Genomic DNA, 19,016 nt, shown 5'->3' with positions numbered 1-19,016 from the left:
AGTCCAAGCAGCGCAATTTTGGGTTATGCTGCCCCCGCCCATCGCATCGCACCTCCAACGCGATGCATATTCCGTTTGAAAACCCCGCGTTGATTGCCCAGACATGCAGCTTTACCTGCCCATCGCAGAACTTTCGGTAAACGCCTTTGCCCTTTTGGGCTTGGGCGGCATTGTTGGCATTTTGTCGGGTATGTTCGGCGTTGGCGGCGGCTTCATCATCACGCCGCTGTTGTTCTTTATGGGCATCCCGCCTGCTGTTGCCGTGGCCACTGGGGCCAATCTGGTTGTCGCCTCGTCCGTGTCGGGCGTGTTGGCCCAGTTAAAACGTAAGGCGGTCGACTTTCGCATGGGCCTTGTCCTGCTGGCAGGTGGTCTTATCGGGTCCGCCATCGGGATTTGGGTGTTTGCATGGCTGACGACTTTAGGCCAGATCGACCTGTTTGTGCAGCTGTCCTATGTCCTGTTTTTGGGCCTTGTTGGCGCAATGATGTTCAAGGAAAGCCTTGGCGCCCTGCTGCGTGCGCGCAAACCGGGTGCGCCGATCCGGCGGGCGCATGTGCATTATGCCGTCCATAAACTGCCGCTGAAAATGAAGTTCCGCGCATCTGGCCTTTATATCTCGGTGATCCCGCCCATGCTGGCAGGCGCTTCCGTAGGGTTCTTGTCAGCAATCATGGGGGTTGGCGGCGGGTTTATCATGGTGCCTGCCATGATCTACCTTTTGGGCATGCCGACCAAAGTTGTGGTCGGCACCTCGCTGTTTCAGATCCTGTTTGTTACCGCCTTTACAACAGTCATGCATGCCGTAACGAGCCAAACCGTCGATATGGTTCTGGCGCTATTGCTGATCATCGGCGGCGTGATCGGCGCGCAGATCGGGTCCAAGATTGGGGTTAAACTGCGGGCAGAACAGCTTCGGATTTTACTGGCTCTTATGGTGCTGGCGGTTTGCCTGCGCATCGCACTTGGCCTGCTACTGACCCCGGATGAGCTTTACTCTATCGCACCAGGGAGGCTGCCATGATCCGCATCCTCTTGTGCCTCTTGGCACTAGCCCTTCCCACATCCGCGCAAGAGGCTCCAAACCCGACCGGTGAAACCATCGTTGCGGGCCTAAGCCAAAACCTGATCGCGATCACCACGAATTTTACAGGTTCGGAGATCCTGATTTACGGTGCCGTGCGCCGCGAACAGCCCATCCCGGGTGGTGCCCCGCTTGAGGTGATTGCCACCGTCCAAGGCCCGTCCGGCCCGCTGACCGTTCGCCGTAAGGAGCGCAAGTTTGGCATCTGGATGAACACAGACGCGGTCACGATCAGCCGCGCCCCCACCTTTTACGCCATCGCCTCCTCGGCTCCACTCAGCGAGGCACTGTCCGAAACTGAGAACCTGCGCCACGAGGTGACGATCCCCAGTGCGATACGCGCCGTCGGCATCTCTGCCGAGGCCGAGGATGCGCCGGTGTTTCTGGACGCCCTTATCCGGCTGCGGCGCGAACAAAACAATTATGTGCTGAGTGAAAAAACGGTCAAGCTGCTGGAATCAACACTGTTTCGGGCCGATGTGGCCTTGCCCGCCAACCTGACCGAAGGCGAATATCGGGTGCGCCTGTTCATTACCCGTGACGGTGTGGTGATCGACAAGCACGAAGAGATTATTTCCGTCAACAAGGACGGGTTAGAACGCTGGATCTATAACCTCGCGCATGAACAACCATTGATCTACGGGCTGTTGTCGCTATTGCTGGCTGTAGCGGCGGGCTGGGGGGCTTCTGCCGCTTTTGGGTTGCTGCGCCGCTAAAACCAAAACGGCGCGAGGTTGCCCCCGCGCCGCTGGTCATCTTTAAACCCCTTCAGGCCTTGGGTTCGGCACGCAAGCCTTGCACAACGGCATAACACGCCGCCAGTAAGACGATGGTGAACGGCAACCCCGTTGACACCGCCATGGCTTGCAGCGCGGCAAGCCCGCCCCCCAGCAACAACGCAATCGCCACAAGCCCCTCGAACGAGGCCCAGAAGATACGCTGTGGCAAGGGTGCATTCACCTTGCCGCCTGCTGCAATCGTGTCGATCACAAGGCTACCACTGTCAGACGAGGTAACAAAAAACACCACGACCAGAATGATCCCGATGAAGGATGTAATCGCTGTCAACGGTAGCTGCGTCAGCATCTGGAACAGCTTCAGCTCCAACGCCGCATCTTGCACACCGGTAAAGCCAGCGGTGACCAACTGGTCAATCGCGGTTCCACCAAGCGCCGTCATCCACAGTACCGACAGGATGGTCGGCACGATCAGCACAGCAATCAGAAATTCCCGCACAGTCCGGCCACGGCTCACACGGGCGATAAACATGCCGACGAAAGGCGACCAGCTGATCCACCACGCCCAGTAAAACGCCGTCCAGCCCGAAGCAAAGTTGGCATCTTCACGCCCGAACGGCATTGAAAGCGCAGGCAGATATTCAGCATAGGCCAGCAGGTTGCTGAAGAAATCCTTGATGATCGTCATCGTCGGGCCAAACACGATGATGAACAGCAACAAAAGCGCCGCCAAGCCGATGTTCAGCTCGGACAGAATTTTCACCCCGCCATCAAGACCGCGCACCACCGATACAATCGCAATCAGCGTGATAAAGATGATCAGGAAAATCATCATCCCGTTCGACGTGCCAAACCCGAATAGGAAATCAAGGCCCGCCGCCGCCTGTTGCGCGCCCACACCCAAGGATGTGGCAAGGCCAAAGATTGTGGCAAACACGGCCAGAATATCAACAATATGCCCGGGCCAACCCCAAATCTTTTCGCCAAAAATTGGGTAGAAACAACTGCGCAACGTCAGCGGCAAGCCCTTATTGTAGGAAAACAAGGCCAGTGCAAGCGCCACAACCGCATAGATCGCCCATGGGTGTAGGCCCCAATGGAAAATCGTCGCCGCCATGCCCAAACGCTTGGACCCTTCGACATCACCGACAGCCCCGCCAAGCGGTGCCCAGTCAGTCCGAACCCCGTTTTCGCCAACAACCACACCGCCAAAGGACGTAGAATAATGCGACATCGGTTCCGACACGCCATAAAACATCAACCCGATGCCCATACCAGCCGCAAACAACATCGCGAACCAGCCGAAATAGCCATAATCCGGTGTCGCCAACGGCCCGCCAAGGCGGACCTTGCCAAGCGGCGAGACAATCAGGAACAGGCACAGCAGCACAAACACATTGCCCGCCAGCAGGAAAAACCAATCGAGGCTGCCCGTTAGCCCATCGCGCAACGCGGTGAACATCGGCTCAAGCTGCGTTTGAAACACCATCGTCGCAAAAGTAAACGCAATAATGGTCAGCGCTGACAGCGGGAAAACCGGATTGTGAATGTCAAAATCAAAGCTCAGAATGCGGTTTGACACATTGTTCTGCCCGATTTCAAAATCCGTTTCGATAATCTCGGTTGGCCCTTCAGGAACCGGTATTTCTTCGACATCGGGCGTGTCGGTTTGATCTTCTTGCGGTGACGTCATCGCATCCTCCTTGGTTTTGTCTGTCCATCGCAAAGTCTAGGCGCCGCTTGCCAAACGGCTGGCGCAGCTTGCGGTGGATAAGGCCTATTTGCGACCTTTTGCCAGAAAACGACATAAACTATAACCCCCGAAGCGGCTTTCCCTTCCTTTTGCACGGAAAGGCTGGATGCCTATGGGTTATTGTGGCTTCAGGGTTTAGCGCCAGCGGCCTTTTGTTCCACCATCGACCATTTGCGCCCCATGGTGATGCCGCGCGTAATGTTCAGCACCATCAGCGCCGCCCACAGCCCGTGATTGCCCCAAATCGGCACCAAAACCAGCAACGCCGCACCATAGGCCAGAACAGACAGCAACATCGTTTGCCGCATTTCCCGTGTCAGCGTGGCGCCGATGAAGATCCCGTCCAGCATCCACGCCCAAACGCCCACAATCGGGGCCGCCACCAGCCACGGCAAATAATCCCGCGCCACCAGCCGCACATTGGGCGCAGTGGTCATCAGATCAATCAGCGCAGGCCCCGCAACAAGGTAGACCAGGGACAAGCAAAGAACCGCCCCCACCCCCCATTGCGTGCTGACCAATGACGCCCGCCGCGCCGCAATCACCGACCGCGCGCCCACCGCTTGGCCCACCAGTGCCTCGGCCGCAAAGGCGAAACCATCAAGGAAAAATGCCGCAATCGTCAGAAATTGCATCAGCACCTGATTGGCGGCCAAGGTCACATCGCCCTGCCCCGCACCCAGAAACAAAAAGCTGGTAAAGCTGATTTGCAGCAACACCGACCGGATCATAATGTCACCATTGACCACCGCCATATGCCGCAACGCAGCCGCATCCCGCAGTCGCGCCAACGCGGGGGCCAGCGCCGCCCCAAACGCCGCGCGGCACAACCACAACCCGAACGCCAACCCGGTCCATTCCGCAATCAGCGTGGCAATCGCCACCCCTTCGACGCCCCAGCCAAGGCCCAACACGAACCACAAATCCAACCCGATATTGACCCCGTTGATCCAGATCTGCAAAATCAACACCGACCGCGTGCGTTCGGTCGCAATCAACCACCCCGTGACCGCATAAAGCGCAATCGTTGCAGGCGCGCCCCAAATCCGCAGTTGCAGATACTCCTGCGCAAGGCTTTCTACGGCCTCACTGCCCGGCGACACCCACAAAGCCCCCCAAAACAACGGCACTTGCACCAGAATGAAAAACACCCCCGCCGCCGCCCCGATCATCAAGGCCCGCAGCAAAATCGCGGTCCCTTCGGCGTGGTCGTCTGCACCAAAGGCTTGCGATGCCAGCCCCGTGGTGCCCATCCGCAAAAACCCGAATATCCAATAGACCGACGACAGGATAATCGCCCCCAACCCCACTGCGCCAATCGGGGCAGGCAGCCCCATTTGGCCCACCACAGCCGTATCCACCGCGCCCAACAGCGGCACGGTCACATTGGCCAAAACAATAGGCACCGCGACCCGCATCACGCGGGCATGGGTGATTCCGGCCAACTGCATCAGGTGGCCAGCAACCCCGTGGAGCCCGCCTCATCCTCGCGCGCGGGCATCAGGAAATGGCCCGTGGCTTGGGCAAACAAACGGCTGCGATTGTCTTGCCACGCCTCCACATGCACGCTTGCATAACGCCGCCCCGATCGGTTGATCCGCGCCCGCGCATAAGCATCACGAGGCAGACCGGATCGCAGGTAATCCACCGTAAAATCGATGGTTTTCGGCAGGCGTACCTGGGCCACGGCATCGGATGCCGCCGCATCAAACCGGCCCTGCTCCATATCCTCCCACAGCATCGACCAACTCAACTCGATAATAGCCGCCACTTCCAGAAACGCCGCTGTCACCCCGCCGTGAATCGCAGGCAACATCGGGTTGCCGATCAGCTTTTCATCAAAGGGCAGAACGGCGGTCAATTCATCCCCGCGCCGATCAAACTTGATGCCCAGAAACTGGATATAGGGCACCCCGTCCACCAAACGGTGCAAGGCCGCATCGCGGCGCTGCTTGATCACTTGCACGGGTTCAGGGCGGGGCCGCTTGGGTGCATCGCGTGTCATGCCTTGGCTCCCTTCATAGGTTCGATGGTAAAGGCGCCGGTGGCCGTGGCCACGGGCCGCGCGCTATCCTCATCCGTGGTTGTCACCCGCACAAAGGCCACAGACCGCGTGACATGGTAACATTCCGCCCGCGCAGTAATCCGTTGGCCGGGGGTCGCAGGGCGCATATAATCAATACGCAGGTCAATCGTCGCGGTCGATGCCGGTTGCGACGGATGGCACATCACCGCCGCTCCCGACGCCGTATCCATCAACGCCGAAACGGCACCTCCATGAATAACCCCCGTCGCCGGATCCCCGATAAAGCGGGTGTCATAGGGCATGGCGACCACAGCCACGCCGTCCTTTAGCATTTCCAGTTCCATCCCCAAGGCCTGACTATGCGGCAGTGCCTCGATGAATTGGCGCACGAATTTTTTGCTATCAATCATTTCAGCCCATCCTTTGTTACCGCCATAGTCCCGATTGACCGCCCGCCTGCAAGCCCCCTCGCGTCGATGCTACCAGCGATTGCACTGCGGGCAACATCGGCTTAGTCTTTGCCCCAAGGGAGAAACTGAAATGTCCGACACGCGTCTCAGCTTTAAAGAAATGTGCGCCAAGTTTGACGTAACACCGCGCACCTTGCGCTATTACGAATATATTGAATTGATTGAGCCGGAAAAAGAAGGCCGCGCCCGTTGGTACACCTCTCGTGAAATTGCACGCATGACCCTTATTTTGCGCGGCAGGCGGTTCGGTTTCAGTCTGGAAGAAATCCGCCAATGGCTGATGATCTACCGCCAAAAAGGCGACAAGTCGCAATTGCAGGCATGGCTTGCCCTTGCCGACCGCCAATTGGCCGAACTTGACCGCCAGCGCTGCGAATTGGACGTGACAATCGCCGACTTGCGCGCCTTGCGTGACACCGCCGCCAAAGAAATCTGACCCCCGTTTTTAGCTATATCTGGCCTGACACAGCGTCACCTTTTGATCTGACGTGACGTCACGGTGACGTTAACGTCAATTGCTCTGGTAAGCTAATCTCAACATTACCATGTGACCTAACGGAAGGGGCTGCATGCCCCACAATTGCCCTTGGGAGCTGTGAGACACGTGATGACCGCCAATGACCTGCTAACAATCCGCGACATGTGTGACGCGTTTGATGTAACCCCGCGCACCCTGCGCTTTTACGAGGCGAAAGAATTGATCTTTCCAAAGCGCGAAGGAACCAAGCGCCTCTATAACCGCCGCGACCGCGCGCGCCTGAAACTGATCCTGCGTGGCAAGCGTTTTGGCTTCAGCCTCGAAGATATCCGGCAATTGCTGGACATGTATGACCTCGAAGGCTCCGAGCGTTCGCAATACTTGCGCACCTATGCGCTGGCCCAAGAACGGCTGGTCCAAATGGAACAGCAGCGCGACGAACTGACCGAGGCGATTGCCGAGTTAAAGACCGAATTGGCGGGTGGGGCTGACATGTTCCAAACCTATTCCGCCGAAAACAAGACCCAATCCGCGGCCTGATCCGGCCGCATCAAGACCAATTTCAGGGAGAGTCCGATGCCCATCTATAATGCCCCCGTCCAAGACATTCAGTTCTTGTTGCAAGACGTGCTGAACGTCACCGAAACCGGCGTGCCGGGGTATGAGGATCTGGAAGCAGACTTTACCAGCGCCGTGCTGGAAGAGGCGGGCAAAGTGGCACGCGACGTGCTGGCCCCCTTGAACCTGTCGGGCGATCAAGAAGGCTGCACACTGGAAAACGGTGTGGTGCGCACGCCAAAAGGGTTCGACAAGGCCTTTGCAGCGATGAAAGACGGCGGCTGGACCGCCCTTGATTGTGACCCCGAATACGGTGGCCAAGGCCTGCCATATCTGATGGGCACCGCGGTGGGTGAGATTTTAGTCTCGGCCAACATGGCCTTCAACATGTACCAAGGCCTGACCCACGGCGCCTATTCTGCGATCCACGCGCATGGCACGGATGAGCAAAAGGCCAAATACCTGCCCAAGATGGTTTCGTGTGACTGGACCGGCACAATGAACCTGACCGAACCGCATTGCGGCACCGATCTGGGCCTGATGCGCACCAAAGCCGACCCGCAAGATGATGGCTCCTACGCCATCACCGGCCAAAAGATCTTTATCTCGGCAGGCGAACATGATCTGGCCGAGAATATCATCCATCTGGTGCTGGCCAAGGCCGCCGGCGGGCCGGATGGTATCAAAGGCGTGTCGCTGTTCATCGTGCCCAAGTTTTTGGTCAATGACGATGGCTCGCTTGGGGATCGTAACGGCGTCACGGTCGGGTCTATCGAACATAAAATGGGCATCCACGGCAACGCGACCTGCGTGATGAACTATGACGGGGCCAAAGGCTGGCTGCTGGGCGATCTGCACAAGGGCATGAAGGCCATGTTCACCATGATGAACGAGGCGCGTTTGGGCGTCGGCCTGCAAGGCTATGCCGTGGCCGAAGCTGCGTATCAAAACGCCGTCGCCTATGCGAATGACCGCCTGCAAGGCCGCGCAGTGACAGGCGCCGAAAACCCATCGGGTCCCGCTGATCCGCTGATCGTCCACCCCGACATTCGGCGCAATTTGATGGACCAGAAAAGCTTTGTCGAAGGCGCGCGCGCGTTTACGTTCTGGGGCGCGCATCTGATCGACCGTTCTGTCCGCATGGATGACGCCGATGCCGAAGGGCTGATTTCCCTGATGACCCCCGTCATCAAAGGGTTCCAAACCGACAAAGGGTTTGAAATGGCCGTGAATGCGCAGCAAGTCTGGGGCGGCCATGGCTATATCGAAGAAAATGGCATGTCGCAGTTCGTCCGCGATGCCCGTATTGCCCAGATCTATGAAGGCGCGAACGGCATCCAGTCGCTTGACCTTGTGGGACGCAAGCTGGCGCAGGATGGCGGCAAGCATGTGATGGCGTTCTTTGAGATGATCAAAAGCTTCATCAAAGAAAACAGCGAAGATGAGCGGATGAAACCGTTCAATGACGCCCTGAAAGCAGGTTCCAAAGACCTGCAAGCAGCCGCGATGTATTTCATGCAAAACGGTATGAAAAACCCGAACAATGCGCTGTCAGGGTCCTATGATTTTATGCACATGATGGGCCATGTCTGCCTTGGCTTCATGTGGGCACGTATGGCCAAAGCCGCCTTTGCGGCACAAGATGCAGGCACGGGCGACGCCACGTTCCTTGCCACCAAAATCGCCACAGGCCGATATTATATGGCCCGCCACATGCCCGCGACAGGCATGCACCTGGCCCGTATCGAAAGCGGAGCGGAGCCTGTGATGGCACTCGCCGCCGAGGCGTTCTAAGGTAAGGTGGGTTATCACCCACCCTACCCCTGCTTTCCAAACGGAGCCTGCCCATGCCAAAACGTTTTCGCCTCACCCGCCGCTTTCCGGTCGCCATGACCGAAGACGGTTATCGCCGCCTCAGACGGTTCGCGGGTGAAGCAGGGCTGGACGAAGGCGAGGCGCTGTCGTTCTTGTTTGAAAACTTTAACTCGGTAATCGATCACAACACGATGACCCACCGCCTGCGATTGTTCAATTCGGAATTAGAGGAGCGTAAAACCTAAGCCGCTCACATGAGGAACCGTTTTTAGGTATTTTTGCCAAGATGAAATACCAAAGAATGCGCCCCGGTTCAGGGGATCGGTCCAATCCATGCGAGAGCTTCACATCAAGACCGGGGCGACTTCACCTTGGGCGGTCATCGGCTCCTCAGCCTGTACCGCAAAACAATCGATACATCAGGATGGTTAACAAACCCTTATTCATCTTGGCGCATACACCTCACGGGGGTGCGGGGGTGTGAAACCCCCGCCCTGCCCCTCAATAAGGAGACCGATCTTATGACCGCGAAACTCTATTGCTTTGGCGAAAGCGGCAATGCTTACAAGGCCGCGCTGGCCCTCACCCTTGCCGATATGGACTGGGATCCAGTCTTTGTCGACTTCTTCAGCGGCGAGGCACGCAGCCCGGAATTCCGCGCCATCAACGAAATGGGTGAAGTGCCTGTCTTGGTCGATGGCGATACGACGCTGACGCAATCGGGCGTCATCCTTGATTATATCAGCTCGAAAACCGGCAAATTGGGGGGGCGTTCTGCGGCCGAGCGGCGCGAGGTTTTGCGCTGGATGTTTTGGGACAATCACAAGCTCTCCGGCGTTGCAGGCACGACCCGGTTCTTGATGAACTTCCTTCCTGCAGACAAGCGCCCCGAGGCCGTGATTGCGTTTAATCAGGCACGCCTGAAAGCGTCTTACACAATTCTGAACGACCACCTTGCCACATCCGATTGGATCGTGGGTGATCAAGTCTCCATCGCAGACTTGTCGTGCTGTGGTTACCTTTACTACCCCGAACCCTTCGGCTTTGACCGTGCCGACTGGCCCCATATCACCCGCTGGCTTGATCAGATAGCAGAGCTTCCGGGTTGGAAAGCCCCCTATGACATGATGCCGGGCAACCCCTCTGACCGTGCCAAAACCTAGCCCCACCCTTCGCATCCAATACCCAAAGACCGGGAGACACCCAATGACCGAAGCCTATATCTATGACGCCGTTCGCGCGCCCCGTGGCAAAGGCCGCCCCGATGGCAGCCTGCATGAACTGACCTCGGTCGCGCTGTCGGCCAAGGTGTTGAACGCCGTCAAATCGCGCAACGGGCTCGAAGGCCACGCGGTCGAAGATGTAATTTGGGGCAACGTCACCCAAGTCGGTGAACAGGGCGGTTGCCTTGCACGCTCGGCTGTGCTGGCCTCGGACCTTGATGAACGCATCCCCGGCCTTGCCATCAACCGCTTTTGTGCCAGCGGGATGGAGGCGGTGAATATCGCCGCCAACCAGATCCGTGGCGGCGCGGGCATGGGCTACATCGCGGGCGGCGTGGAAATGATGGGCCGTGTGGCGATGGGGTCTGACGGGGCGGCCATTGCGGTCGATCCCAGCCTTGCCATGAAAACCTATTTCGTACCGCAAGGGATTTCCGCCGATATCATCGCCACCGAATACGGTTTTACCCGCGATATGGCCGATGCTTTGGCGGTGGAAAGCCAGAAGCGCGCCGCCCAAGCCTGGGCCGAAAACCGCTTTGCCAAATCCATCATCACAATCACCGATCAAAACGGCCTGACCATTCTGGACCGTGACGAATACATGCGCCCCGGCACCGATATGCAAAGCCTTGGCAGCCTGAAACCCGCGTTCAAGGATATGGGCGAGGTGATGCCCGGTTTCGATAAAATCGCGATGATGAAATACCCGCACCTGTCGCACATCAACCACATCCACCACGCCGGCAATTCCAGCGGCATCGTCGATGGGGCCGCCGCCGTGCTGATCGGCAACAAGGAATTTGGCGAACGCTTCGGCCTAAAACCCCGCGCGCGCATCCGCGCCACTGCCAAAATCGGCACTGACCCCACGATCATGCTGACGGGCCCCGTGCCCGTCACCCATAAAATCCTTGCCGACCATGGCATGACCATCGGCGATATTGATCTGTTCGAGGTAAACGAAGCCTTTGCCTCGGTCGTGCTGCGCTTTCAACAAGCCTTCAACGTAGACCCTGCACGCGTCAACGTGAACGGCGGCTCCATCGCAATGGGCCACCCTTTGGGGGCCACGGGGGCCATCATCATTGGTGCGCTGCTGGATGAGCTGGAACGCTCGGACAAAGAAGTGGGCCTTGCCACCCTTTGCATCGCATCCGGCATGGGTGCTGCCACGATCATCGAACGGGTTTAACGCCATGGCCGCCTTTTGCACCAATACACGGGCCGCTGGCGTATCTACTTTCCAAAGGAACCACCCAAATGACTGATTTTATATCGAAAACAGACGCCGATGGGGTCGCCACGATTACTTGGGATGTGGCCGATAAATCCATGAACGTGATGTCGCTGGCAGGCTTTGCCTTGCTGGACAGCTTGATTGACGCGGCACTCGCGGATGCGGCCGTCAAAGGTATCATCATCACATCCGCGAAGAAAGATTTCGCAGGCGGGATGGACCTGAACGTCATCGCCAAAATGCGCGAGGATGGCGGGGCCAAGGGCATCTTTGACGGCGTGATGAACATGCATGCCATTTTGCGCAAGATCGAACGCGCTGGCATGGACCCAAAAACCCTGAAAGGCGGCAAGCCGATTGTCGCGGCGCTGCCCGGTACCGCGCTTGGGATTGGTCTGGAAATCCCGCTGGCCTGCCACCGCATCATCGCCGCCGACAATCCGAAAGCCAAGATCGGCTTGCCGGAAATCATGGTTGGTATCTTCCCCGGCGCGGGCGGCACCACCCGCCTTGTCCGCAAAATGGGCGCGATGATGGCCGCACCCTTTTTGCTGGAAGGCAAGCTGTCTGATCCCAAAACGGCGAAATCCGCAGGTATCATTGACGAAGTCGTCGCCCCTGAGGACCTGCTGACCCGCGCCAAGGAATGGGTGCTGGCGGCCAAAGATGTCGATATGGTGAAACCTTGGGATGCCAAGGGCTATAAAATGCCCGGCGGCGCGCCCTATCATCCGGCGGGGTTCATGACCTTTGTGGGCGCAAGCGCGATGGTCCACTCCAAAACCATGGGCGTTTATCCTGCGGCCAAGGCTTTGCTCTCGGCAGTCTATGAGGGCGCAATGGTGCCCTTTGACGTGGCCCTGAAAATTGAGGCGCGCTGGTTTACATCCGTTTTGATGAACCCGTCCTCCAGTGCGATGATCCGTAGCCTGTTCATCAACAAAGAGGCGTTGGAAAAAGGGGCCGTGCGCCCTGCTGCCCCTGACCAGACCGTCAAAAAACTCGGCATCATCGGGGCTGGCATGATGGGGGCGGGCATCGCCTATGTCTCGGCAAATGCGGGGATAGAAGTGGTGTTGATCGATGCCGCCCAAGACGCTGCCGACCGTGGCAAATCCTATTCTGCGGGCATCTTGGACAAAGGCATCAGCCGCAAGAAAGTGACCGAGGACAAGAAAGCCGAAGTATTGGCCCGCATCACTGCCACCACAGATTACGCAGCCCTAGCCGGCTGTGATCTGATCGTCGAAGCAGTGTTTGAAGATATGGGCGTCAAAGCCGAGGTGACGAAAAAGGTTGAGGCGGTCGTCGGCCCCGATTGTATTTTCGCCACCAACACCTCGACGCTGCCGATCACCGATCTGGCCAAGGCAAGTGCCCGCCAAGACCAATTTATCGGCATCCACTTCTTTTCGCCTGTGGATAAAATGCTGCTTGTGGAAATCATTCGCGGCAAGGCAACAGGCGACCGTGCTGTGGCGAAGGCGCTGGATTTCGTGCGCCAAATCCGCAAAACGCCGATTGTGGTCAATGATGCCCGTTTTTTCTATGCCAACCGCTGCATCATTCCCTACATCAACGAAGGCATTCGCATGCTGGCCGAAGGCGTCGAACCCGTGCTGATCGAAAACGCGGCCAAGCTGGTGGGTATGCCCTTGGGGCCGCTGCAACTGGTCGATGAAACCTCGATTGATCTGGGCGTGAAAATCGCCAAGGCCACGCGTCTGGCAATGGGCGATGCTTATCCCGACGGCGCGGTGGATGCGGTGTTGTTTGCGATGGCCGATCAGGGCCGTTTGGGCAAAAAGTCGAACGCGGGGTTCTACAGCTATGACGAAAAAGGCAAGCGCGCCGACCTGTGGGACGGCTTGGCAACCGCCTATCCCGTGGCAGATGACCAGCCGGACCTGACGCTGGTCCAGCACCGCTTGCTGATGGCGCAGGTTTTGGAAGCCGTGCGCGCGCTGGAAGATGGCGTGTTGATGGACATCCGCGAAGGCGATGTCGGCGCGATCCTTGGCTGGGGCTTTGCGCCGTGGTCGGGTGGCCCGCTGTCGTGGCTGGATATGATCGGGGCACCGCGCGCGGTAGAGATTTGCGATGCATTGACCGCCGAATTTGGCGACCGTTTCAAAACGCCTGCCCTGCTGCGCGATATGGCGGCAAAAGGTGACGGGTTCTACACACGCTTTGCCCCGCAACAAAAAGCGGCCTGACGCCCGCGCCGATTGCGAACATAAAAGGGCGGCATCCTAATCGGTGCCGCCCTTTTTGATATCGTCAAACCCATAGCCAAACCGTGCGATATCCTCGGCGCAAAGATCGGCCAAAAGGGCTGCATCGGCATCGGAATAATACCCCCGCCAATCGCGCTGCCGTGTAGAGGCATTGGCGCGTTCCAAAGGTGTAAGCCGGAACCCCAAATGCGCCTCAAACGGGGCGATATCTTGGTCCAGATGTTCAAGGCGCAGATAGGCTGTGCAATGCTCACCCCCATCCGCACCCCGCATATAGGCGCTTGCAGGCCAGGCGCGAAAGCTGCTTTGGGTTTGCGAATGGTGCAGGAAATCCCCGAAACTCAATTGCTTGGACAAGGCCACTGCGGGGTGGTCAAAGCCTTGGCCTTGCAGCCAGTGGTAATAGCTGACGGCCTTGTCCCAAGGGTTGCGCACCAATGTTAAGGTGAACATCGCGGCCAAATCCTCAGCCGTCACCACCACGTCAATATCCGCCAAAGTCGAATGTTTCCAAAGCCGCCCTGCGGCCTTCAACCCCTTGAGCCGCCCCTTACGCGCCTGCGCCTTGGGCGTGTCCCCGATCAGAATATCATCCTTCATCGCCCGCGCCTCTAGCGCCAGGGTCAGCGCCGTGCCCCCCGTTTTGGGGATGTGGACAAAAATATAATTGCGGCCATGGGATATGATCATGGCAGGGAGGAGCCGCCATTGGGGGCATCGAGCCCCCGCAGGCGGCGTTGGCCCTTGTGCCTGTCAGGGCCGTGTTTACGCCCGGACAGTGCCTTCGGCGAGGATATTTGGACCGAAAAGAAAGCCATGGTCAGACAACATTCGGCAAGGGTTTGCCCTCAAAAAACGCAAGCAGGTTATCTACCGCCATCAGGCCCATCGCCTCGCGCACCTCTAGTGCCGCCGTGCCCAGATGGGGCAACAGGGTAACATTTTCCCGTGCTATTAAACCTGCAGCGACCTTTGGTTCATGTTCATAGACATCAAGGCCAGCGCCGGCGATGATGCCTGCGTCCAAGGCCGCGATCAAAGCTGCCTCATCCACAATATCGCCGCGAGCAATGTTGATCAGGAAGGCGTGCAGCGGCATTTTTTCAAGGGCGTCTGCGTCGATCAAATGGCGGGTCGCAGGGCCACCGGGTACGGCGATGACAACAAAGTCCGCCGCCAGAGCCTCGTCAAAGGCCACCTGTTCAGCGGGCACACCGGGGTTTGCCACGGGCGAGCGGTTGTAAAACCGCACCGGCATGCCAAAGCCGTAATGCGCGCGTTTGGCAATAGCCTTACCAATCCGCCCCATGCCGATGATACCAAGGCTTTTGCCCGACATATGCGCGCCCAGCATTTGGGTCGGGTGCCAGCCTTGCCATGCACCTGCCCGCAGCATGCGTTCGCCTTCGCCTGCCCGCCGCGCGGTCATCAGCATCAAGGTCAGCGCAATATCAGCCGTGGCATCGGTTACAGCCCCTGGCGTATTGGTGACAATCACACCCGCCGCTTTGGCCGCCGCCACGTCGATATGGTTATAGCCCACGCCGAAATTGGCCAGCAACCGGCAGCGCGGCGCGTGGTTTTTGGCAAATACGCCAGCGGCGAAAGGGTCGCCCAAGGTTGGCAAAATCGCATCATATTGGTGCAGCATTGCGCCGCATTCCTCGGGCGTCAGGGGCGTCGTGTCTTCGCGGATCGTAAGGGAAAAATGCCGGATCGCCTCGGCGATGACTTTGCCGGGCATCGGGCGGGTGATGTAAACTTCGGGTTTCAAAACAGTTTTCCTCCATCTGGTACGGGCAGGCTGGGACCGATCAGCACCACTTCACCTGCCGCATCCGGCACGCCCAGCACCAACACCTCAGACATAACCTTGCCAATCTGGCGCGGCGGAAAGTTCACCACAGCGAGCACTTGCCGCCCGACCAACTCTTCGGGTGTGTAATGCGCCGTGATCTGGGCCGAAGACCGTTTTTCGCCAATATCCCCGCCAAAATCGACCCACAGCTTGATCGCCGGTTTGCGCGCCTCAGGGAAAGGTTCGGCGCGGGTTATGGTGCCGACGCGAATATCGACCGCCTCGAACTGGTCATAGGTTATCATTTTCCCAACTCCTTGCCGCGGTTGGTGGCCGCAGCCACAGTCCGCGTCATCAAGGCGGGCAATTCCGCCATCAACACGGCCAAACCTGCCGCAGTGGTGCCACCGGGCGAGGTGACGTTGATCCGCAGCTGCTCTGCACTCTCATGCGCCTGATGCGCCAGTTCGCCTGCACCGCACACCGTAGCGCGCGCTAGGGTCATGGCCAGATCGGGCGCAAGGCCAACCGCCTCGCCCGCTTTTGCCATGGCTTCGATCATATGAAACACATAGGCGGGCCCGGACCCTGACAACCCCGTGACAGCATCCATCTGATGCTCGCCCTCCAGCCGCACGACCTGCCCCACGGCACGCAACAGCGCCTCGGCCAATGCCATATGCGCCGCAGTCGCAACCGAATTGCCGCAAATCGCCGTAATGCCGCGCGACACGGCGGCTGGCGTATTGGGCATGGCGCGGATGATCGGCGTTTGCGCCCCCAAAATCCGTTCATAAAACGCAATTGTCGTGCCCGCCGCGACCGACACAAACAGCGTCGTCCCATTGCCAAGCGCGGCCAAGGTCGGCAGCGCCTCGGCCATCATCTGCGGTTTGACAGCGATCAGCACAATCGCGGGCAAATCAGGCAAAGTTACATTCAGGTTCACCCCTGTGCCACGCAGCCAATCGCTCGGAAACGGATCATTGACCCAAACCGACCCCGCCTGCACCCCCTGCGCCAACCAGCCTTGCAGCATAGCCGACCCCATTTTACCGCAGCCCAGCAGCACCAAGCCACGCGCGTTTACATCCGTCAAATCCATAAGACCCCCTGCATTTCCCCAAACCTAACGCGAAACGCCGCAAAGCTGAATCACTTTCTTTTCCGCCACCGCCCCTTGTTTCCCCATGTCTCCACGCCTTAGGTTGCACCCAGCCACAAAGGAAACACCATGCCGCAAAACGCCCAAACAAACCGCCGTATCGTTCTGGCCCAGCGCCCCAAGGGTGCCCCCGATGCGAACACCTTGCGCATGGACACGACGGCCATTCCATCCCCCGGACCAGGGCAAATGCTGCTGCGCTCGGCCTATCTGTCGCTGGACCCTTACATGCGCGGCCGGATGAATGATGCGAAATCCTATGCCGAACCCGTGGCGATTGGCGGCGTGATGACAGGGCAAGTGGTGGCCGAGGTGATGCTGTCCAACCTCGACGCCTTTACCCCTGGCGACTATGTGCTGGCGGGGAATGGCTGGCAAGATTACGCGCTGTCAGACGGGGTGGATGTGCTGAACCTTGGGCCAAACCCCGCCAACCCGTCGTGGGCGTTGGGGATCATGGGGATGCCAGGGTACACCGCCTATGCGGGCCTGCTGAAAATAGCCGAGCCTCAACCAGGTGAAACCGTCGTGGTCGCCGCCGCCACTGGCCCTGTGGGGGCCACCGTGGGCCAGATTGCCAAGATCAAAGGCTGCCGCGTGGTGGGCATCGCGGGCGGGCCCGAAAAATGCGCGCATGTGGTGGATGTGCTGGGCTTTGACGCCTGCATCGACCACAAAGCCCCTGATTTTGCGGCGCAGTTAAAGGCGGCCTGTCCATCGGGTATTGATGTCTATTTCGAAAACGTCGGCGGCAAGGTGCTCTATGCCGTGCTGCCCTTGCTCAACGCCTTCGCCCGCATCCCGGTGTGTGGCGTGGTGTCATGGTACAACCTGCCCGGCCTGCTTGATGGTCCCGACATGGGCCCCGCGATCATGGGCACCATTCTGCGGATGAAGGTGAAAATGCAAGGCTTCATCATCTTCGACAGCTTCCCACGCAGCCTTTATGCCGAGTTTGCACGCGACATGACGGGTTGGTTGCAGGCGGGCAAAATGCACTACACCGAACAAATGATCGACGGGCTGGAGGCAGCGCCCCAAGCCTTTTACGACCTGTTGGAAGGGCGGAGCTTTGGCAAAATGGTCGTGAAGGTTTGACGCGAAAGCCTTGCATTTTGGGACAGAGCGGTTTTGCTGAGTTGAAAAAATGGCGGAAAAAGCGGGCGTAACATGCAAATCCTAAAGAGGCATTGGCAACTTCTCACCCTTACGGGACTTGTCTTCATGCTTTGGAATACGCCCGTCGTCCTCCCTTTCAAAATACTCGTGGTGTTCATGCATGAACTCTCGCACGGGCTAGCGGCCATCTTGACCGGCGGTTCCATCGCCGAAATTTCACTGTCCCCGCAACAGGGCGGACAAGCCATGTTACAGGGTGGAAATCGGTTTTTAACCCTGTCCGCTGGTTATCTTGGCTCACTCCTGCTTGGCGCGATGCTGCTGCTGATCGCGCTGCGCACCCATGCCGATCGCGCGGTTATGGCAGGCTGCGGCCTTGTCACACTTTTGATAGCAGGCTTCTATATCCGAGACTTTTTTCCATTGGTGTTTTGCACACTGACTGGGACCGCGATGCTGGCAACAGCGCGTTACCTCAACCGAAATATCAGTGACCTAATCCTGCGCGTCATCGGGCTGTGCAGCCTGATCTATGTTCCATATGACATATTCAGCGACACCATCGCCCGATCAAACGAACGCTCTGACGCCTACATGCTTGCCGAAGAGTTTGGCGGCCCAACGCTGTTCTGGGGCGGGCTTTGGCTGATACTGAGCGTCATCGTGATCGCTTTTTGCATGCGCTACATCTTTGGCCAAAGCAGCAACATCCTCTTTGACAGGTCGGGTTTGGACTAAACCCGCCAACAGCCGACCATCACGCCCGCCCGTAAGCCTCGGCAATCGCAACCTTCATCGCCGCTTCGGGCGTGTGATCGGCCCAAGTAACCAATTGGAACGCCGGATAAAACCGCTCCGCTGCCATCACCGCACTGGAAATAAGGCGGTCAATCTGTTCAGGTCCGGCGATCTGCCCACCCGCAAGGCACAACCCATAGCGCCATACCATCAGCTTTTGGTCGCCCCACCACGTAAACGCGCCGGTCCAAACCATATCGTTGCAGCGGTTCATCACATCATACAACGCCGAGATTCGCCCCTCTGGCGGTTCCATCTCAAACGTGCAAATCAGGCGCAAGGTTTCATCCTGCGCCGACCAAGCCAGCGTCAGAGAATAGGTGCGCCACTGCCCTTCGACAGACATCGCAATCTGGTCATCGGTGACGCGGTCAAATTCCCACGCATGGTTCTGTGCCAGCGTTTCCACGATGTCGATCGGATGGATATCATCCGACAGATAGTCCTCAGAAAGTGACATTGCCCAGCCTCGTTTTTATACCCCTTGCCGCTATGCCCATACTCTATGCGCGCAC

20 protein-coding genes are annotated in these 19,016 nt (G+C 58.3%); 11 read left to right on the top strand and 9 right to left on the bottom strand.

Annotated features, from left to right (window positions below):
* The first annotated feature begins 103 nt into the window (after positions 1-103).
* Together G560_RS0101920 and G560_RS0101915 are read left to right on the top strand one after the other, a co-directional pair.
* Positions 104-1,024: a sulfite exporter TauE/SafE family protein gene (locus G560_RS0101920; protein ID WP_022702626.1), complete on the top strand. Its 921-nt coding sequence runs from the start codon at positions 104-106 to the stop codon at positions 1,022-1,024.
* Complete coding sequence (locus G560_RS0101915; RefSeq protein WP_022702625.1) at positions 1,021-1,800, top strand: TIGR02186 family protein; 780 nt, start codon at positions 1,021-1,023, stop codon at positions 1,798-1,800. Before G560_RS0101920 ends, G560_RS0101915 begins: the two co-directional genes overlap by 4 nt.
* Before the next feature lie 52 nt (positions 1,801-1,852).
* On the opposite strand, the gene G560_RS0101910 is transcribed toward G560_RS0101915, so the two are convergent.
* The 4 genes from G560_RS0101910 to G560_RS0101895 form a co-directional block, all read right to left on the bottom strand.
* Positions 1,853-3,514 carry a BCCT family transporter gene (locus G560_RS0101910; protein WP_022702624.1) on the bottom strand — a complete coding sequence of 554 codons (1,662 nt, stop codon included), beginning with the start codon at positions 3,512-3,514 and terminating at the stop codon, positions 1,853-1,855.
* 188 nt (positions 3,515-3,702) lie between these two features.
* Positions 3,703-5,025 carry an MATE family efflux transporter gene (locus G560_RS0101905; RefSeq protein ID WP_022702623.1) on the bottom strand — a complete coding sequence of 441 codons (1,323 nt, stop codon included), beginning with the start codon at positions 5,023-5,025 and terminating at the stop codon, positions 3,703-3,705.
* Positions 5,025-5,579, bottom strand: a complete 555-nt coding sequence (locus G560_RS0101900) for a PaaI family thioesterase (RefSeq protein WP_022702622.1) — start codon at positions 5,577-5,579, stop codon at positions 5,025-5,027. The genes G560_RS0101905 and G560_RS0101900 overlap by 1 nt, the downstream gene beginning before the upstream one ends.
* On the bottom strand, positions 5,576-6,010 hold the full coding sequence (locus G560_RS0101895) for a PaaI family thioesterase (protein ID WP_022702621.1): 435 nt from the start codon (positions 6,008-6,010) through the stop codon (positions 5,576-5,578). The genes G560_RS0101900 and G560_RS0101895 overlap by 4 nt, the downstream gene beginning before the upstream one ends.
* Positions 6,011-6,140: 130 nt before the next feature.
* Here G560_RS0101895 and G560_RS0101890 point away from each other — a divergent pair, with 130 nt between their 5' ends.
* The 7 genes from G560_RS0101890 (at position 6,141) to G560_RS0101860 (ending at position 13,600) form a co-directional block, all read left to right on the top strand.
* Positions 6,141-6,506, top strand: a complete 366-nt coding sequence (locus G560_RS0101890; RefSeq protein ID WP_022702620.1) for a MerR family transcriptional regulator — start codon at positions 6,141-6,143, stop codon at positions 6,504-6,506.
* A gap of 171 nt (positions 6,507-6,677) precedes the next feature.
* Positions 6,678-7,088, top strand: a complete 411-nt coding sequence (locus G560_RS0101885) for a MerR family transcriptional regulator (protein ID WP_022702619.1) — start codon at positions 6,678-6,680, stop codon at positions 7,086-7,088.
* Positions 7,089-7,124: 36 nt separating this feature from the next.
* On the top strand, positions 7,125-8,900 hold the full coding sequence (locus tag G560_RS0101880) for an acyl-CoA dehydrogenase C-terminal domain-containing protein (RefSeq protein WP_022702618.1): 1,776 nt from the start codon (positions 7,125-7,127) through the stop codon (positions 8,898-8,900).
* Between the two features lie 53 nt (positions 8,901-8,953).
* Entirely contained in the window at positions 8,954-9,166 is a 213-nt protein-coding gene (locus G560_RS0101875) for a hypothetical protein (protein WP_022702617.1), read from the top strand.
* Between the two features lie 276 nt (positions 9,167-9,442).
* The gene (locus G560_RS0101870; RefSeq protein ID WP_022702616.1) at positions 9,443-10,084 is read left to right on the top strand and encodes a glutathione S-transferase family protein; all 642 of its coding nucleotides are present in this window, start codon (positions 9,443-9,445) and stop codon (positions 10,082-10,084) included.
* 43 nt (positions 10,085-10,127) lie between these two features.
* Positions 10,128-11,339: an acetyl-CoA C-acetyltransferase gene (locus tag G560_RS0101865; protein WP_022702615.1), complete on the top strand. Its 1,212-nt coding sequence runs from the start codon at positions 10,128-10,130 to the stop codon at positions 11,337-11,339.
* A 68-nt stretch (positions 11,340-11,407) separates the two neighbouring features.
* Positions 11,408-13,600: an FAD-dependent oxidoreductase gene (locus G560_RS0101860; protein WP_022702614.1), complete on the top strand. Its 2,193-nt coding sequence runs from the start codon at positions 11,408-11,410 to the stop codon at positions 13,598-13,600.
* 36 nt (positions 13,601-13,636) lie between these two features.
* Here G560_RS0101860 and G560_RS0101855 read toward each other — a convergent pair whose 3' ends face one another.
* The 4 genes from G560_RS0101855 to proC all read right to left on the bottom strand — a co-directional run bounded on the left by G560_RS0101855 (position 13,637) and on the right by proC (position 16,524).
* On the bottom strand, positions 13,637-14,311 hold the full coding sequence (locus G560_RS0101855) for a sulfotransferase family protein (RefSeq protein WP_022702613.1): 675 nt from the start codon (positions 14,309-14,311) through the stop codon (positions 13,637-13,639).
* Positions 14,312-14,441: 130 nt separating this feature from the next.
* Positions 14,442-15,365 (bottom strand): 2-hydroxyacid dehydrogenase, encoded by a 924-nt coding sequence (locus G560_RS0101850; RefSeq protein ID WP_033419204.1) that lies wholly within the window; start codon positions 15,363-15,365, stop codon positions 14,442-14,444.
* Positions 15,366-15,391: 26 nt separating this feature from the next.
* Complete coding sequence (locus G560_RS0101845; protein WP_022702611.1) at positions 15,392-15,724, bottom strand: tRNA-binding protein; 333 nt, start codon at positions 15,722-15,724, stop codon at positions 15,392-15,394.
* On the bottom strand, positions 15,721-16,524 hold the full coding sequence (proC, locus tag G560_RS0101840; RefSeq protein WP_022702610.1) for a pyrroline-5-carboxylate reductase: 804 nt from the start codon (positions 16,522-16,524) through the stop codon (positions 15,721-15,723). The genes G560_RS0101845 and proC overlap by 4 nt, the downstream gene beginning before the upstream one ends.
* A 129-nt stretch (positions 16,525-16,653) precedes the next feature.
* Between proC and G560_RS0101835 the strand changes: the two genes are divergently transcribed.
* Positions 16,654-17,682 (top strand): NADP-dependent oxidoreductase, encoded by a 1,029-nt coding sequence (locus G560_RS0101835; RefSeq protein ID WP_022702609.1) that lies wholly within the window; start codon positions 16,654-16,656, stop codon positions 17,680-17,682.
* A 72-nt stretch (positions 17,683-17,754) separates the two neighbouring features.
* Positions 17,755-18,441: a M50 family metallopeptidase gene (locus G560_RS0101830; protein WP_022702608.1), complete on the top strand. Its 687-nt coding sequence runs from the start codon at positions 17,755-17,757 to the stop codon at positions 18,439-18,441.
* Between the two features lie 19 nt (positions 18,442-18,460).
* Here G560_RS0101830 and G560_RS0101825 read toward each other — a convergent pair whose 3' ends face one another.
* The gene (locus G560_RS0101825) at positions 18,461-18,961 is read right to left on the bottom strand and encodes a type III secretion system chaperone family protein (protein ID WP_022702607.1); all 501 of its coding nucleotides are present in this window, start codon (positions 18,959-18,961) and stop codon (positions 18,461-18,463) included.
* Positions 18,962-19,016: the final 55 nt, after the last annotated feature.

This window comes from Pseudorhodobacter ferrugineus DSM 5888 (genome assembly GCF_000420745.1).
GTDB classification, from domain to species: Bacteria; Pseudomonadota; Alphaproteobacteria; order Rhodobacterales; family Rhodobacteraceae; genus Pseudorhodobacter; species Pseudorhodobacter ferrugineus.
The sequence above is the reverse complement of the archived record's forward strand: the minus strand, read 5'-3'. Positions and strand labels throughout refer to the sequence as shown.

Bases quoted from the DNA above. Each gene is read 5' to 3' on its own strand.
- G560_RS0101920 (WP_022702626.1), top strand. From the start codon at position 104: ATGCAGCTTTACCTGCCCATCGCAGAACTTTCGGTAAACGCCTTTGCC.
- G560_RS0101915 (WP_022702625.1), top strand. From the start codon at position 1,021: ATGATCCGCATCCTCTTGTGCCTCTTGGCACTAGCCCTTCCCACATCC.
- G560_RS0101910 (WP_022702624.1), bottom strand. From the start codon at position 3,514: ATGACGTCACCGCAAGAAGATCAAACCGACACGCCCGATGTCGAAGAA.
- G560_RS0101905 (WP_022702623.1), bottom strand. From the start codon at position 5,025: ATGCAGTTGGCCGGAATCACCCATGCCCGCGTGATGCGGGTCGCGGTG.
- G560_RS0101900 (WP_022702622.1), bottom strand. From the start codon at position 5,579: ATGACACGCGATGCACCCAAGCGGCCCCGCCCTGAACCCGTGCAAGTG.
- G560_RS0101895 (WP_022702621.1), bottom strand. From the start codon at position 6,010: ATGATTGATAGCAAAAAATTCGTGCGCCAATTCATCGAGGCACTGCCG.
- G560_RS0101890 (WP_022702620.1), top strand. From the start codon at position 6,141: ATGTCCGACACGCGTCTCAGCTTTAAAGAAATGTGCGCCAAGTTTGAC.
- G560_RS0101885 (WP_022702619.1), top strand. From the start codon at position 6,678: ATGACCGCCAATGACCTGCTAACAATCCGCGACATGTGTGACGCGTTT.
- G560_RS0101880 (WP_022702618.1), top strand. From the start codon at position 7,125: ATGCCCATCTATAATGCCCCCGTCCAAGACATTCAGTTCTTGTTGCAA.
- G560_RS0101875 (WP_022702617.1), top strand. From the start codon at position 8,954: ATGCCAAAACGTTTTCGCCTCACCCGCCGCTTTCCGGTCGCCATGACC.
- G560_RS0101870 (WP_022702616.1), top strand. From the start codon at position 9,443: ATGACCGCGAAACTCTATTGCTTTGGCGAAAGCGGCAATGCTTACAAG.
- G560_RS0101865 (WP_022702615.1), top strand. From the start codon at position 10,128: ATGACCGAAGCCTATATCTATGACGCCGTTCGCGCGCCCCGTGGCAAA.
- G560_RS0101860 (WP_022702614.1), top strand. From the start codon at position 11,408: ATGACTGATTTTATATCGAAAACAGACGCCGATGGGGTCGCCACGATT.
- G560_RS0101855 (WP_022702613.1), bottom strand. From the start codon at position 14,311: ATGATCATATCCCATGGCCGCAATTATATTTTTGTCCACATCCCCAAA.
- G560_RS0101850 (WP_033419204.1), bottom strand. From the start codon at position 15,365: ATGCCCGGCAAAGTCATCGCCGAGGCGATCCGGCATTTTTCCCTTACG.
- G560_RS0101845 (WP_022702611.1), bottom strand. From the start codon at position 15,724: ATGATAACCTATGACCAGTTCGAGGCGGTCGATATTCGCGTCGGCACC.
- proC (WP_022702610.1), bottom strand. From the start codon at position 16,524: ATGGATTTGACGGATGTAAACGCGCGTGGCTTGGTGCTGCTGGGCTGC.
- G560_RS0101835 (WP_022702609.1), top strand. From the start codon at position 16,654: ATGCCGCAAAACGCCCAAACAAACCGCCGTATCGTTCTGGCCCAGCGC.
- G560_RS0101830 (WP_022702608.1), top strand. From the start codon at position 17,755: ATGCAAATCCTAAAGAGGCATTGGCAACTTCTCACCCTTACGGGACTT.
- G560_RS0101825 (WP_022702607.1), bottom strand. From the start codon at position 18,961: ATGTCACTTTCTGAGGACTATCTGTCGGATGATATCCATCCGATCGAC.